This window comes from uncultured Fibrobacter sp. (assembly GCF_947166265.1).
Taxonomy (GTDB): domain Bacteria; phylum Fibrobacterota; class Fibrobacteria; order Fibrobacterales; family Fibrobacteraceae; genus Fibrobacter.
Window position 1 is genome coordinate 15944 of the sequence record NZ_CAMVDO010000003.1, and the last position, 14657, is coordinate 30600.

Sequence of the window (14657 nt, forward strand, 5' to 3'; positions counted from 1 at the left end):
AACAAGGAGTCCGGTATGGAAACATGGATTGGAATAGACATTTCAAAAGACACATTCGACGCCGCCTGGGAGCAGGATGGAAAAAAGGAACATGAGAAGTTCTCGAATACGACCGCCGGATTCAAGGCTCTTCTAAAGTGGGTGCCCGATGGTTCCAAGTTTGTTATGGAGGCTACGGGCACATACCATTTGCGGTGCGCGACATTTCTTGCAGGAAGTGGACTCCATGTTTCCGTCGAGAACCCTCTTGCGATTAAGCGTTTCATTCAAAGCGATCTTCGTCGATGCAAGAACGACGTGTCCGATTCGTTCTCTATCGCAAAATATGGTCGTGAGAAAAGTCCCAGGGCATGGACGGTTCCGTCGGAGGAAGCCCGTGAAGCTAGACGGCTGCAGGGGTTGATTGAACTTTTGCGGGAGCAAATCTCCGCTCAGACGAACTATTTCCATGCACTTCAGCAAGAGGACCTGAAGGACGACGCACAGAAGCTGTGCAAGGCGTCTATCGCCAAGATGAAGGTTGCCATTGCCGATGCAGAAGACAGGTTTAAATCGATTGTGAGCAGGTTTTGGAAAGACGATGTCGAGCGGATATCCTCCATTCCCGGAGTGGGCAAGATGTCGGCATGCAAGCTGATTGCCAAGGTAGAGGATTTCAACCGCTTTGAGGATTCCAGGCAGTTCATGTCGTGGCTGGGGATGACTCCAAGGAACATGCAGTCAGGAACCAGCATCCATGTGAATGGGGGCATAACCAAGATGGGGGACGGGCGCTTGAGAACGCAGTTCTATATGTGTGCTGTTTCCGCTATTCAGTCCAATGGCCGGTGTAGGGCCATGTATGAGCGTATGGTCAGCAAGGGAAAGCCGGTCAAAGTAGCCCTCGTAGCTGTCGCTTGCAAGCTCCTTAAAACTGCATACGCACTTGTGACGAAAAAACAGATGTATAACGCTAATTTTTTACAGTTTGCCCCTTGAATTTTACTACAGTTTGTCCTGAGCTATACGAAACTAGACAACTTGTTGTCAAAGTTGAGTTATGCCCTTTGGGTAGGAACGGAGTGGAGTCTCTTTGACCACTTGGCAACTTGTTGCCTTAGTGGGCATGATCCCCGAATGGGGAGAAGGATCTTTGTCGGTGCTTTATTTGCCGCGTTTTGTTTTTTTACAGCCTGTGATGACAGTTCCAGCGGTGCCGGACCGGACCCGGTAGCGGAAGTATCGTCCTCTAGTGGCGATGACACAATCTCTTCGAGTTCTGTTACGGACAAAGGAACATCCTCTGTGAAGCCTGATTCGAATGGTTCGCAGAAAAAATCATCTTCTTCGGTGCAGCCGAATAGTAGTGAAGGAAAAACGGTCTCGTCAAGTTCTAACAACGGACAAAATGGGTCTAGTAGCTCGTCTCGGTATAAAACTTGTACGAGTGAAAAAGAGGGTGTTGAAGCCTATATTTCGCAGGAACAAAGCTGGTGTATTTGTACCGATGGCTTCTGGATTCCGGTGTCATCTAGTTCTGTAACGCCTTCTTCTAGTAGCAAGTATTACGACATGAGCCGTCTTTTTGTAAGCGAGAATGACTACAGCTACGGGGAATTTACGGACCCCCGTGATGGCCAGGTGTACAAGACGATTCGCTATGAGGTGGGATATAAAATGATAGACTCCTTAACGTTCTTTGCTCAAAACTTGAACTATGGCAAGATGATTCCAGCTGGCACTCATATGACTGATTCTACCAAGTTCTGCTACGATGATGACCCCTGGTATTGCGAGAACGGCTTCGGCGGCCTTTATACCTGGGCCACGGTGATGAACTTTCCTGCGGCTTGTGACAGTTTTGCCATAGGTAGCGCCAAATGTCCGGTAGAGTACGATTTAATGAGTAATCCTTTCCCCGAGTATCAAGACAGGCTCAGTTTTGTTATGCATCAGGGTATATGTCCTGATGGTTGGCACGTGATGAACCAAGAAGAATGGGCCATGGTGTTGATTGGTAGCGGCTCCAGAGATGGTGCAAGTTACTTGGGGGCTGTCTTGTGGGGAAGTGGTAACCAGCGTGGATTCTCCCTTTTGCCTGCGGGAATACTTGAAACGCAGGGTGCGACTTCTTCAAATGAAAAAAAAGTGTATACTGATATAAAAAAATATGCTCTTCACTGGATTCCTGGAGAATATAGTGGAAGTGGTATTGCTGATCCTAGTGCATCTTATGGTAAATGTGTTACCATAGCGAGTGATCGTATGGATCGAACTGCTGGTATAAAAAAGGTCTACGGTCTTTCTGTTCGTTGTGTACAGGATTACTAATCCTTAATTAATCATCAAAAAGTTTAACAAAAAAAACAGGGCTTTGGGGAAAAGCCCGTTGGGAGTTATTATGTCAAAGAAGAACAACAAGAAGTCTATCAAGAAATTCAACCACAATGCATACAAAATCGAGTCGCTAGAACCTCGTGTAATGATGGATGCTTAACCCCACCCCAAAACAACCACCCCGCGCCCAAGCACCCCGAAAAAGTCCATTTTTGTCATAATCTGACATAGCAATTAAATTATATTTGTTCGCAGACACAAAACCACAAACCCCGCCTTTTTATGCTTGTAGGCGGCAAGGAGTAAAAAAATGCCAGAATTATGCCGTTTTTTGGGTATCGTTATCCAAATGTACTTCAACGATCACATGCCTCCACACTTCCATGCGATATATAATGACTTGGAAGGTGTCTTCGAATTATCTACATTTGAGATGTTGGAAGGCAATCTTCCAGCAAGAGTCAAGGGTCTCGTTATCGAGTGGGCAACTCTTCATAAGCAGGATTTGCTTGATAACTGGAATTCTTTGACAAACACCGGAGAATACAAGAAAATCGATCCACTGGTCTAGACTATGCTTCATGTGATTGACGCAAAATATATTGGCGATTACAAGATATCCGTCGAATTCAACGACGGATGCCGTTTTGTCGCTGATTTCGAAAGCGTCATCAAGTCGGATCATCGACCCATCGTGCAGCAACTTGCAGATATCAATACCTTTAAGGATTTCACATTGCAAGCGCACACAATCATATGGTCGAACGGAGTCGACTTCGCCCCGGAATTCATCAAGAGCCTTCAGTAGTCATCACTTAAAATAGGGCCTAAAATTTCTTCCTTACGTCTGCAGCAGAAAGCCAGCCGCCTTGCTCGGCGGATCGTTCGCCCTCGGCAAAAGCATTCTGAAGTTTCATTTCTGATTGAAGAAAGTTTGCATATTCCTTTTCGAAAGCCCCTTTCTGCTTCGGGTCCGCCATAATCCTATCAAATGTCGATGTTGGTTTTATCATGCTTCAAATCTATTTTCAGATTATCCTATTGTCAAGAGATTGGTTTTATCATGAAAAAATCTTGCATTTGTGCGGGCAAATATGTATGTTGAATGATATGAACAAGATTGAAAATGCCGCCACATGGTCAAAAGAACGCTTCGATGCGGAACTCGAGAAAGGCTACGATGATATGCTGAAAGGTCGCACACGCCCTGCCGCGATGGTCGTTTCCGATGTCAATAAGAAATACAAAAAAATCGATCCACTGGTCTAGACTATGCTTCATGTGATTGATGCGAAATATATTGGCGATTACAAGATATCCGTCGAATTCAACGACGGATGCCGTTTTGTCGCTGATTTCGAAAGCGTCATCAAGTCGGACCATCGCCCCATCGTGCAGCAACTAGCAGACATCAATACCTTTAAAGATTTCACGCTGCAAGCGCACACAATCACATGGTCGAACGGCGTCGACTTCGCCCCGGAATTCATCAAGAAACTGATAAATCCCGAACCCAGTCCGGCATAAGCCTGAACTTGATATCGCAATATGCGATTTCAAGTTTTTCTCAAAATAGGGGCTAAAATTTCTTCCGAACGTCTGCAGCGGAAAGCCAGCTGCCCTGTTCGGCGGATCGTTCGCCCTCGGCAAGAGCATTCTGAAGTTTCATTTCTGACTGAAGAAAGTTGGCATATTCCTTTTCGAAAGCCACTTTCTGCCTCGGGTCAGCTATAATCCTATCAAATGTCGATATTGGTTTCATCATCATACATCAAATGTATTTTCAGATTATCCCATTGTCAAGAGATTATTCTAATCACGAAAACAAATTGGGGGCATCAAATTGGTCTTTCTTTTTTATCTCAGGCAGCGACCTACCGCCCTGTTCTGTATCAAATAAAAAAAATCTCCGTGGGGGAGATGTTCCCCTTTCGTTTTTTTTTCAAGCATTGGTGCTTTCCTGTACTTTCTCGATAACCTCCTCAGGGGTCACAAAGTTCAGAACGCTATAAGCGGTCATTTCATTGCCCATATCTTTGAAACTAGCCCCAAAGTGATAGACTGTGTCATCAATCAGCAGGAACCGGTCGTGAATCGTCCGCATCGTCTTTAAATCTAGGTCAGGATATTGCTTTTTGTGCAAGGCTACAGCCTCCTTGAATTCGGGAGTGATTCTTGGAGAATAAATAACGGCCTTGACGCCCTTCATACGCATCGCCGCAAATTTCAGTACTTCGATTGTGGCATACGGGTCAATAAAAACTACAGAACGCTTCGCCGACTTCACGAGATCAGCAATTAAAACGAGCCCGTCAAAACGTGTTCCAGTCGCAAGTATGCCTCCTGTAGGAGTTTGCGAAGCCTTGACGAAGAAATCGATGCGTTGTTCGACCGCAGAAAGGCGGGAATCCTGTTCGGCTATGGATTTTTCCACACCTTCAATTTTTACATTTTGGTCCTCAATTAGCTGCCGCTGCTCATGCAAACGGTCTACAATTTGCAAGTCTGTTGCAATTTTTCGTTGGTTTACGGCGTACCCTTTGAGCATATAGTCTTTGAGCACTTGATTTGCCCAGCGGCGGAATTTAATACCATTTGCCGATTTTACACGATAACCCACAGACAAAATCATGTCTAAATCATAGTGCTCAACTTGATAAATTTTGCCGTCATCGGCAGTTGTCGCAAATTTTGCGACAACTGAATTTTGACATTCTTCCCTCAAAGCATTTGTGATATGCTTACCTACCGTTTTAATGTCACGATTGAACAATAGCGCCAATTGTTGACGATTCAGCCATACGGTCTCGTTTTCAACACGAACCTCCAACCGGACTTCACCATCCGGCTGGTAGAGCACAATTTCACCTTTTTCTTCTTTTTTATCCATTTTTTACTCCTATAAACAAAAAAAAGCCGGCTTTTGATATATAAAACTCCCAGAGTCCTCTGGGGATATAACAAAAGTCGGCTTTTCTAGTCGAACGTGGCTTGTAGACGGAAATCCGCTACCAGTGCCTGTCTAGGATAATATACAAAAAAATCCTCCGTAGGGGAGGATTTTTTATGCGGGGGAGGAGGTTATTTCCCGAAATTGATTCGCAGGGTCTGTCCGGCGGCATTCCTAATCACATAGGCTCCACCCTGGTAACCGGCGGTCTTGAGTCCGGCCTTGAGGTCCGTGAGTGTTGCGCCGGCGTTCAGGCGGATGTTCCCGAGCTCGGAGCCCATCAGGTCGAATACCCTATAGCTGCCAGCGGCCCTCGCGAAAGCGTTTGCCATGCCCGCGGCTCCGGCGCCGTTATGGGCGATTTTCGGCACGATGCCCGTGGTTCCGTTGCGGATGTCCTCGGCACTGCCTTCGCTTTCCCCAAATGCAATCCAGTCGAGGTTCACGTAGTCGCTTGTCACCAACACCTTGAGCACGTGCTCGCCCTCGGTGAGTTCCTTGATGGTCGTGCCCTTGAAGGTGCCGTAGGTGTCGAAATCTCCGGTGCCCGTGAGCGCGAGCGTGTCGGTAATCGGCTCGTCGTCCAAGAACAGGCGCACGCCCGTGTTGTCCATGCCGCTAGCGTAACTGAGCTCGAAGGGGAGCTTCCCGCCGGCCTGCACGTTCACGGTGTATTCCAGCCATTCGCCCTTCTGCGTGTAGCCCACGGCAAATCCGTCGCCGTTTTTCACGATGTCCACGCGGTCTTCGCGGTATTCGCCGCCCTGGTTCTTGGTATCCATGTCGTAGTAAGCCTTGCCCGCACCGCCCACGTCGTAGTTCTCGAAGTCGATGAAGTTGGCCGTGCCCTCGACCTTCGCGCCCACGACCGGCGCGTCGCATTTTGCCTCGGGGTCGCTGAGTTTCGCCTTGCAGAACGGGCCCTGCGGAATGGAAGTCTTGCTGTCCTCGAATTCCCAGTAGTCCGCCTCGAAATCGCCCGCGAACACGAAGAACACGTCGTGCTTGCCGACCGCACCGGTCAGCGGCGCTGTCACTAGGCCGTCAGCGCTAAATTCCGCCTTGCCGACGATTTCGCCATCCACCTTGTCCAGGCGCACGGTGATGCTCGACGCCTTCTTGACGCTCAGCACGGACGCCGAGAAGCTTTCCGCGCCCGCGTCGCCGAATTCCACGCCGCTAATCTTGGTGTATTTTCCTTCGGAAAGATTGGTGATGACCGTATTGCCGGCGGTACCGCTCTTACGGACCCTCACGTCTTCGCCCCAGGACATGGTTTCCGCTTCCACGCGCTTGTACGGGTCGAAATCTTCCAGCTGGGCCACGCCATTGTCCGGCCAATAGTCAATCTTTTGAATAGTGCCGTCGGCGTTGTACTTCATTTCGGAAAGGCCGACAGAACGACGCTCCTTGTGTTGGTATTTCTGGCCCATCTTCTCGGACTTGTAACGCCAAAGTTCGTAATTCAGGCCGAAAACGTAGGATTTCCCCTTGAAATCGATGATACCCGGGTGGTTTCCGTTACTGCGCGAAGAATGCGGCATAATGTCGCCCTTGTAGGTCCAGGGGCCCGTAATCTTGTCGCTCATGGCATACCCGATACCTTCGGCACAGCAGGTGGATGCGAAAGTCATGTAGTAATTGTTGCCGTGCTTATAGACCCAGGGCCCTTCCTGGTAATCCTTGATCTTGGGGTAGGTGACGATGGAGCCCTGAGTACTAGTCATGTCCTTATTCAACTTGATCATGTACAATTCGGGGTTGCCCCAGTACATGTAGGCCTGCCCGTCGTCGTCAATCCAGACGGTAGGGTCGATATCGTTCCAGTGCTCGCGCTGCCAGACCAGGGCCTTGTTCAAAGGTTCCTTGAAGGGGCCGTAAGGGTTGTCCGCCACCAGAACGGAAATGCCGTTGCCGTGAATGGGGACGTACATGAACCACTTGCCGTCGCGCTCGATGACCTGTTCCGCCCAGGCTCCGTTGGTTTTTGTGCTCCACTTGATGTCATCCAAGCTCGCTACGGCACCGTGGCTGGTCCAGTTGACCATGTCCGTGGAAGTGTGCAACAGCCAGTCGTACATCATGAACCCGTCGGCATTGTCCTCGTCGTGGGTCGTGTACAGGTAAACCGTATCCCCATGGACATAGGGCGCCGGGTCCGCCGTATAGTTCGTCGTGATTACAATTTTCTGAGCGAAACCCGTACAAGCCAAGGCCAATACGGAAGAAACGAATAAGATATTTTTCATCTTAATCTCCAAACATTTTTTACACCAGAGATAAAGATATATCGCGAAAAGCCCCGCGGAACGCCCCGGAATCAACTTATCATTGACAATTTTTCAAAAGCGGGGGGGGGGAAGGCACCCCCTGCTTGCAGCCCCGCAACGCCCCGGCCTCTCTGCAAAAAAAAATAACGCCGGGGGAGAGCCCAGCGTATTCTGTCGATAGAAATGTCGTCGTTTAGGATGGAGTCGGGAGCCTGCGACGTTGATATTTGTAAATGACGGGAAAATTAATCGGCATCCTTTACACAACGCACACTGTATCCTGAATCTTTTAGATAAAAGCCGAAGGAAGCTTGTTCATCATTATAATGAAAATCCACATAATGAGTATAACTAGCATCTCCCTCTGTGGCATTCCAGAAACGGGTTAGTTCCGTAATACGATTATATTTTTCATCATAATTTGTTCTGTACCCCGCAGGCAAGGCTGCAAAGCCAACCAAATCCGTTCCGTTCCCATGAGCATACCACCCTGTCTGCGATTTAAGATTCGTTCCGGCGGCAGATTTTCCTCCTGCGGCCTTAAACAAATTCGACCATTCTGTCGTATCAGGCAGATGCCAGCCATCAGGACAAATTCCCTGAACTTTCGAAGGCAATGTACATTTTTTCTTATATCCACAATCTTGTCCTAAATTGGTTATTAAAGCAAGAGAATCAATAGCCGTAGCCCAACTATAAAGGACGCCATACTTCAAGCAACTGTCAGACTCATTTTTATAGCACCAGCTTTTCCCTTTCTTGTAATTCAAGTTTTGAGCAATCCACGTCTGAGAACCTATTTCAATTGTTTTATACACTTGTCCATCTCGTTCGTCAAGGACTTCTCCGTATTTATCCGAAGCAAGAAATTCCTGATTTAAAAATTCCGTAGTTACATATTTGCATATAATCCCCCCTGGACAATTTGTTTTGTAATAATTGTTAGGCTTAATTTCGGCATTATTTGTACTTGACGAACTACCTTTCTCAACACTAGAAGAAGATTCTGCCAGTTTCAAGCTTGAAGAACTTTCTATCGACGAAGAGGATTCCACCGGTTTTGTTTCGCTGTTGCTAGATTCTACGGGTTTGTCTGAACTGGACGATTTATCAAGTATTTTTGAACTCGAAGATTCTTCCGTTTTCACAGAACTAGATGACCCCTCTGTTTTCGCCGAACTGGAAGATAAGACCTTCTTGGAACTAGATGAATTTTCGCCCTCGTCGCTACTGCTGGACTCTACCTTGCCGGAACTCGACGAGTTTTTTCCGCCGCTGGAAGAACTGCCGCCAACCGCCTTCTCGCTCGACGAAGACCCGTCCGACTCCGCCGACTGTGGAGCCTGCCCTGAACTAGTCGACGGGCTCTCGGTGACACTCGATGACGAACCGTTGCCAGGAATCACGTCTTCGCTGGAGGAGGAGAGGGAAACCTCGCTATCCGCCGGCCCCGCCGGGGAATCGCCCGAACCGTCGTCCCCGCAAGCATTGCCAAGCAACGCCGCCACCACAACCATTCCCCCCAGAACAAATTTCTTCAGCATAAAAAACCTCACCCCTAAATATAACCAAAACCCCGCCCCAAAACAACCACCCCGTGACCAAAAGCACCGAAAACATCCACACAGCAAAGCGCATTGCTTGCTTTTCTGCAAAGAAAAGAGTATATTTGTCAATGGAGTTATTATGTCATACGACGTCCTAGAAAAAGAAATTCGCCAGTTGCCGGAATCCTATCTCGAGGATGTTTCGAAGTATATCCAGTTCCTGCTTTACCAATATGAGCAGGAACGTATGTCCGCACTCGAAGAGTCGGACGAGGTATTCAATGCTAAGATGCAAAAAGGCTTAGACGACGTGCGCAATGGTCGTGTCACGCCCCTAGACGATGCTTTTGCAGAACTCAAGCAGCGCTTTGCATAATGGAATACTCCCTTTTTCTCACTGAACAGGCAAAATCCGATTTAGACGAAATATACTCCTATATTTCGGTTGAACTTAAATCGAAAAAATCCGCTGAAAATGTGATAGACGCACTTCATCAGGCTATGAAGGGCTTGTCGCTTATACCTAGCCGTTATCATCAGTTTCCAAACGAACCTTGGCTTTCAGAAGGGGTGCGGTATTTTACAGTTCGCAATTATTCAATCTTTTATACGGTAGATGAAAATAATTTGAGCGTTTCCATCGTACATGTAATCTACGGCAAACGAAATCTGCCCCAGGTCCTGTCAAACCGCTAGGGGCGTACTGGTCTAGACTATGCTTCATGTGATTGATGTGAAATATATTGGCGATTACAAGATATCTGTCGAATTCAACGACGGATGCCGTTTTGTCGCTGATTTCGAAAGCGTCATCAAGTCGGACCACCGACCTATCGTGCAGCAACTTGCAGATATCAATATCTTTAAGGATTTCACGCTGCAAGCGCACACAATCACATGGTCGAACGGAGTTGACTTCGCCCCGGAATTCATCAAGAGCCTTGGTTAAACCAGACGAATTATGTCAATGAATATGGCTGAAATTACAGAAAAAGACGTGAAAAGAGTCTGGGTGGAAAAGGATGCTGTTTGTGTTGAATTGAAAGATGGACGCATTGGCAAGGAACTTGTCCGCGATTACGAACCACTTAGAAACGCAACAAGAGAACAGTTGGAAAATTGTCGTGTTGACCTCGACGGGGTTTGGTTTGATGATCTTGACGAGGGCTTGGCTTTTTCAGAATTCTTTGCTCTGAAGAAGAATTCCACCGAATAGGCCGAGAACTGATGGACGTATAAAGCAAAAATCCTCCCGTGGGGGAGGATTCTTGTTTAAAAAAGAGATCCCCGCCTTCGCGGGGATGACGAAATGGTGGTGGGGATGACTCTGCCGGGGATGGGGCTAGTGTACCAAGTCGACTACTTTTCTGGATAGACTTTTATGAATTCAAGGGCTCCGATTTCGTAATCATGTTCTGACTCATAGTCGGAAAGGCCCTTCCCATCCTTGTACTTCTTTGTTCTGTGGATGGTAAGCACAGAATTCTTTGTCGAAAAATTGCCCTTGATGGAGTAATCGCCGCTACTGAACAGCACGTTTTGTTCGTTGTCGATTAGCGCATACTGTTCGAAGGTGCCATCTTCGTAGTAGAACCACATGGTGGTAAGCATTTCTACGGAGCTGTCCGCCTTGACGAGTTTTTGCTTGTCGGCCTGCATAAAGGCCGCAACGACTTCCTTGTCCTTGTTTGCCTTGATGGGATAAAGGCGATATGCTTCTTTGTCTTCAAGATCGACATAGAACGACACTCTCACGTCGGTCAGTTCCTTACCGTCTTTGTAGTAGCCATCTACATTAATCATGACGGGTTCATTTTTCATGAAATCCACGGGTTCATCGGATTGGATCGAGCCTTCCGTGTAGGGGAGTATTTCCCCATTTTGAAGAATGTATTGGCGATAGGTGTTGTCTTCGTAAAAATAGATGATAGTGGTGTTGTTGTCCGTATTTGAATAGGTATCCTGCACCTGAGGAGCGGAATAGATGGCTACGATTTCGGACTTGGTATGTTTTGCAGGTTCTTTCTTGTCTGGGAAAATTTGGATGGGGTCGTATCCATAATCGCAGTACATTGTGGCGGGGATGTCGTTCTTTTTGACGAAATCGGCCACAATCGCAGTTCTTTCAGGCGCTTGTTCAAAGTCGTTGTACTTGTAGGCGCGGTAATCCTTATAGTACTTTCCGAACAATTTTTCTGCTGGGTCGTGTTTGGCTTCAAATACGAGAGAATCGAAACTCAGCACACTATAGGTGTTGCCGTTCTTCTTGAGGTGAAAAACACCGGATTGTTCGGATGCGAATTCCGTATCCAGGGTATCGCCACGAAGAACATAATCGATGTCCCAGATGTATGTCCATACGCGGATGTCCTTTTTATCCGCGGAATCGATTCCGAGAACATGGTAAAAGGGAACGCTGATGGTAGAGTCACTGTTTTCTCCGAGAGATTCCGCCGCATACTGGAATACGGCAGTCTCCAGGGCGTTGCCCCTTGTATATTCGTACGAATCTTGGGAGCTTTGGCTTGCAGAAGAAGAGTCGTCGCCACAGGCGGTAATGCATAGCCCAGCAAGTGCTGCTCCGAATTTAAAGGCTGTTGCGCTCTTGGAAAGAATGGACTTTTTCATAAAACATCCCTATTATTTGTTATAAGATTTTCTAGAAACTCCACATTGCGCCAATCGTGGGAACAACGCTATAGATCCCGCGTCCATCGTCATTGTACGATTCCATTTGTGTAAAATCGTCATCTACATACTTGACGGACGAAACCGATGCCGTGGCAGGAATCCAGCGGCCACCGACGCTGGCAAAAATTCCAGCATGGTTCCCTAAGGCGATTCGGAGCAACATGTCGCCTCCCAGCGTTAGGGCAGCCATAGATTCCGTGAAGGTGCGGTCTACAACTCCGAGCTTTTCGTGCTTGAATTTCCGTTCTTCGGATTCAAATTCTACCGTTTCAGAACCGATGACGGCGATTATCGAGAACAAAACGCCCTGAGGACAGCCGAATGTGTAACCGATGCCAGCTTCATAAGAGGTGAAGGTCCCAATTTGCCAATCGTCGGAATCTTCGAACTTGATGTTATCTGTTACGGAGCCTCCGGCAGATACTCCTAACTTGATTGACAGTCCATTGCTGGCCATTCCCAAGTAGGTGAGGTTCAAGCCGTAGTTGACAAAGTCGATTTTCTTGTGATTTATTTTGTACTGGGATACGGGGACGGTTATGCCTAGGCCTACAAGGTGATACCAATTTTTGGTGGAGGGGGAGACATGGGCAACAGGTTCTGCAGAGGGTTCTGTATAAATCGTCGATACAGGTTCAGTCGGAACAGGCGCTACCTGGACGGTTTGAACAGCTGAGGTGTCCTGACCTGTGACCGCAATCGTGTCGGCGGCCGGAGCGACCGGTTCTGCAGTTTTTGTCGTGTCTACCGGAGCGTCGACTTTGGCAACGGCTGAATCGTCGATTTGTTTTTCAGAAACGGCTGTATCTGCAGGATTTTCTGCAACAGCGTTCTTGGTCGTGTCTACTGGGGCGGTGGCTTTGGCGGTGTCTACGACAGCTTCCTGAGCGAAGACTGCAGAATGAATCACCAGGGCGGCGAATAAAATCTTAAATGTTTTGTTCATATTTTACCTCTTCCAGAAGGAATGATACTAAAATTTTACCGGGGATTCAAGGTGCATTTTAACTTCATGCCTATCAATAACCCAAAAGGCCGACTTTGGAGTCGACCTTAAAAATGGGGAATCCACGCTGTGTTATTTCCCGGAGGAGACGATCACCTTTGCGGTCTTCAAAATCTTGTTCTTAAGCTTGTAGCCCTTCTGGAATACGGTCACCACGTGGCCTTCGGGTACGGTCTCGCTGGGCTGCTGCATCAGCGCTTCGTGCATGTTCGGGTCGAATTCCGCGCCGGTGGGGTCGATTTGCTCGAGGCCCGCGTCGGTCAAAATCTTTGCGAACTGGTTGTAAATCATCTGCATGCCTTTTTCGAAGGCTTCCAAATCCTGGGCCTTGTTTTCGCTCGCGAAGGCGCGCTCGAAGTTGTCCTGGACTTCGGAGAGTTTCTCCAGGAGCTTGCCGTTCGCGGTCTCGATGAGTTCGAGCTGTTCCTTGGCGGTGCGGCGGCGGTAGTTGTCGAATTCGGCCATCAAGCGGAGGGTTCGGTCGTTGGCGTCGGCGAGTTGTTGCTTCAGGACTTCTTCAGCAGAGGGGGCGGCTTCGGCGGCTTCAGCGGGTTGTTCGGCGCTAGATGTCTCTTCGGCAGGCTCAGGGCCCTTATCACCACCGGTGGGCGAGCTTGTAGAATCATCCATTTTCATTGCTTCTTCGGCGGCCTTGAGCACGTCTTGTTCGAATTTTGCCTTTTCTTCTGTGGTCGGTTCCTGCTGATTCAAATCTTCTGCCATTTTCGGTTTATTCCTCTAAAATCGTCCAACTTTGAGAGTCCGGACGCTAGTTTTACAGTTTTCGAGGCAAATGTAGCAAAAACCGTGCCAATTTCAAAGCGGGGGAGAACGTTTCATAATAAAACGTTTTGCTGATATTCCAACTTAGAATATCATTTTTGGGGTTAATTTGATACATATTTGCATTTATTTCATATTTTAAGTACGGAATGGATTTACTGATTACGATACCGATTATTTTGGGATCGATTCTGATGGTGGCAAACATTGTCAGGTATTTTTTGTTTATCCATGGCTCCCATGACGTTCTTTCGGCAGGAAGTCGCCGCGACCGTATCTGGAAATCCATTGCAGGTATGTTGCTGGTGTTTTTCCTGCTTGGTTACCTTTTCAGTGCGTTTATTGGTGAACCTGACCTTGTGATGGCGATGATTCTGTTTGGAGGAAGCATTTTTGTCGCTATAGTCCTTACGTTGATGTTCAACTTGCTCGATACGGCAAAATCCAGGAGTATCGACATTGCAGAAGTTTTGGTGGGAGTTATCGATGCAAGGGACCCGAACCTGAACGGACACAGTCGCCATGTACAGAAGTTGACAATGCTTTTCTATGAGTATTTGCCTGCAAGTATCAGACGCGGCATCAATCCGGTTAGCCTAGAATATGCGGCCCTAATGCACGATGTCGGCAAGCTCGGTGTCCCTGAATCGATATTGAATAAACCTGCAAAACTCGAACCAGAGGAATGGGCGATAATGAAACGCCACCCCAAAGTCGGCGTGAAAATTCTGGAGCCGCTCCAGACCTTTAACCATATTACGGACTGGATTCTTTTTCACCACGAACGAATCGACGGAAATGGTTACTATAGCCAGCCCGGCGACCAGATTCCCTTGCCGGCAAGGATCATTTCTATCGCCGACACATACTCGGCAATCACGATGCGACGTTCCTACAAGGCTCCGAAAACTCACGAGGATGCCATTCAGATTATCAAGGACGTTGCCGGAACACAGCTCGACGCAGAACTCGTCAAGTATTTCATGACAATTCCCAAGGAACGGCTGATTCAGTGTATTCCCGAACAGGTGAAGTACTGAAATATGTATTATGTATTCATATAGAAGGGGCTGCAAGACTGCCCTTTTCCTTCG

19 protein-coding genes are annotated in these 14657 nt (G+C 47.8%); 12 read left to right on the plus strand and 7 right to left on the minus strand.

Going from position 1 to position 14657, the window contains the following annotated elements; genetic code table 11:
• The first annotated feature begins 15 nt into the window (after positions 1 to 15).
• The 5 genes from Q0W37_RS02445 to Q0W37_RS02465 all read left to right on the plus strand — a co-directional run bounded on the left by Q0W37_RS02445 (position 16) and on the right by Q0W37_RS02465 (position 3124).
• Entirely contained in the window at positions 16 to 978 is a 963-nt protein-coding gene (locus Q0W37_RS02445) for an IS110 family transposase (RefSeq protein ID WP_297698432.1), read from the plus strand.
• A gap of 138 nt (positions 979 to 1116) precedes the next feature.
• The gene (locus tag Q0W37_RS02450; protein ID WP_297698434.1) at positions 1117 to 2310 is read left to right on the plus strand and encodes an FISUMP domain-containing protein; all 1194 of its coding nucleotides are present in this window, start codon (positions 1117 to 1119) and stop codon (positions 2308 to 2310) included.
• 70 nt (positions 2311 to 2380) lie between these two features.
• Positions 2381 to 2476 (plus strand): LEPR-XLL domain-containing protein, encoded by a 96-nt coding sequence (locus Q0W37_RS02455; RefSeq protein ID WP_297698436.1) that lies wholly within the window; start codon positions 2381 to 2383, stop codon positions 2474 to 2476.
• Between the two features lie 150 nt (positions 2477 to 2626).
• Positions 2627 to 2887 carry a DUF4160 domain-containing protein gene (locus Q0W37_RS02460; protein WP_173654152.1) on the plus strand — a complete coding sequence of 87 codons (261 nt, stop codon included), beginning with the start codon at positions 2627 to 2629 and terminating at the stop codon, positions 2885 to 2887.
• A gap of 3 nt (positions 2888 to 2890) precedes the next feature.
• Complete coding sequence (locus Q0W37_RS02465) at positions 2891 to 3124, plus strand: DUF2442 domain-containing protein (RefSeq protein ID WP_297698440.1); 234 nt, start codon at positions 2891 to 2893, stop codon at positions 3122 to 3124.
• Positions 3125 to 3143: 19 nt separating this feature from the next.
• Here Q0W37_RS02465 and Q0W37_RS02470 read toward each other — a convergent pair whose 3' ends face one another.
• Positions 3144 to 3329 (minus strand): hypothetical protein, encoded by a 186-nt coding sequence (locus Q0W37_RS02470; RefSeq protein WP_297698442.1) that lies wholly within the window; start codon positions 3327 to 3329, stop codon positions 3144 to 3146.
• Between the two features lie 97 nt (positions 3330 to 3426).
• On the opposite strand from Q0W37_RS02470, the gene Q0W37_RS02475 reads away from it, so the two are divergent.
• Together Q0W37_RS02475 and Q0W37_RS02480 are read left to right on the plus strand one after the other, a co-directional pair.
• Positions 3427 to 3585, plus strand: a complete 159-nt coding sequence (locus Q0W37_RS02475; protein ID WP_297698443.1) for a hypothetical protein — start codon at positions 3427 to 3429, stop codon at positions 3583 to 3585.
• Between the two features lie 3 nt (positions 3586 to 3588).
• On the plus strand, positions 3589 to 3843 hold the full coding sequence (locus Q0W37_RS02480; RefSeq protein WP_297698446.1) for a DUF2442 domain-containing protein: 255 nt from the start codon (positions 3589 to 3591) through the stop codon (positions 3841 to 3843).
• 415 nt (positions 3844 to 4258) lie between these two features.
• Here Q0W37_RS02480 and rhuM read toward each other — a convergent pair whose 3' ends face one another.
• From rhuM to Q0W37_RS02495, 3 genes are all read right to left on the minus strand, one after another.
• Positions 4259 to 5206: a RhuM family protein gene (gene rhuM / locus Q0W37_RS02485; RefSeq protein ID WP_073054362.1), complete on the minus strand. Its 948-nt coding sequence runs from the start codon at positions 5204 to 5206 to the stop codon at positions 4259 to 4261.
• A gap of 191 nt (positions 5207 to 5397) precedes the next feature.
• The gene (locus Q0W37_RS02490) at positions 5398 to 7515 is read right to left on the minus strand and encodes a family 43 glycosylhydrolase (RefSeq protein ID WP_297698449.1); all 2118 of its coding nucleotides are present in this window, start codon (positions 7513 to 7515) and stop codon (positions 5398 to 5400) included.
• A 266-nt stretch (positions 7516 to 7781) separates the two neighbouring features.
• On the minus strand, positions 7782 to 8555 hold the full coding sequence (locus Q0W37_RS02495) for a fibrobacter succinogenes major paralogous domain-containing protein (RefSeq protein WP_297698451.1): 774 nt from the start codon (positions 8553 to 8555) through the stop codon (positions 7782 to 7784).
• 667 nt (positions 8556 to 9222) lie between these two features.
• On the opposite strand from Q0W37_RS02495, the gene Q0W37_RS15375 reads away from it, so the two are divergent.
• The 4 genes from Q0W37_RS15375 to Q0W37_RS02515 are packed head-to-tail and all read left to right on the plus strand — an operon-like array spanning position 9223 to position 10299.
• Positions 9223 to 9459, plus strand: a complete 237-nt coding sequence (locus Q0W37_RS15375) for a hypothetical protein (RefSeq protein ID WP_173380251.1) — start codon at positions 9223 to 9225, stop codon at positions 9457 to 9459.
• On the plus strand, positions 9459 to 9779 hold the full coding sequence (locus Q0W37_RS02505; protein WP_297698455.1) for a type II toxin-antitoxin system RelE/ParE family toxin: 321 nt from the start codon (positions 9459 to 9461) through the stop codon (positions 9777 to 9779). Before Q0W37_RS15375 ends, Q0W37_RS02505 begins: the two co-directional genes overlap by 1 nt.
• A gap of 19 nt (positions 9780 to 9798) precedes the next feature.
• Positions 9799 to 10032, plus strand: coding sequence for a DUF2442 domain-containing protein (locus tag Q0W37_RS02510; protein WP_297698457.1), 234 nt, complete (start codon positions 9799 to 9801; stop codon positions 10030 to 10032).
• A 24-nt stretch (positions 10033 to 10056) separates the two neighbouring features.
• Positions 10057 to 10299, plus strand: a complete 243-nt coding sequence (locus tag Q0W37_RS02515; RefSeq protein ID WP_297698459.1) for a DUF2442 domain-containing protein — start codon at positions 10057 to 10059, stop codon at positions 10297 to 10299.
• Positions 10300 to 10442: 143 nt separating this feature from the next.
• Here the strand turns inward: Q0W37_RS02515 and Q0W37_RS02520 are convergent, their stop codons facing one another.
• From Q0W37_RS02520 to grpE, 3 genes are all read right to left on the minus strand, one after another.
• On the minus strand, positions 10443 to 11711 hold the full coding sequence (locus tag Q0W37_RS02520; protein ID WP_297698461.1) for a hypothetical protein: 1269 nt from the start codon (positions 11709 to 11711) through the stop codon (positions 10443 to 10445).
• 31 nt (positions 11712 to 11742) lie between these two features.
• On the minus strand, positions 11743 to 12720 hold the full coding sequence (locus Q0W37_RS02525) for a hypothetical protein (protein WP_297698463.1): 978 nt from the start codon (positions 12718 to 12720) through the stop codon (positions 11743 to 11745).
• A 132-nt stretch (positions 12721 to 12852) separates the two neighbouring features.
• The gene (gene grpE / locus Q0W37_RS02530; RefSeq protein ID WP_297698465.1) at positions 12853 to 13503 is read right to left on the minus strand and encodes a nucleotide exchange factor GrpE; all 651 of its coding nucleotides are present in this window, start codon (positions 13501 to 13503) and stop codon (positions 12853 to 12855) included.
• 209 nt (positions 13504 to 13712) lie between these two features.
• On the opposite strand from grpE, the gene Q0W37_RS02535 reads away from it, so the two are divergent.
• Positions 13713 to 14603, plus strand: coding sequence for an HD domain-containing phosphohydrolase (locus Q0W37_RS02535; protein ID WP_297698467.1), 891 nt, complete (start codon positions 13713 to 13715; stop codon positions 14601 to 14603).
• Positions 14604 to 14657 lie beyond the last annotated feature (54 nt).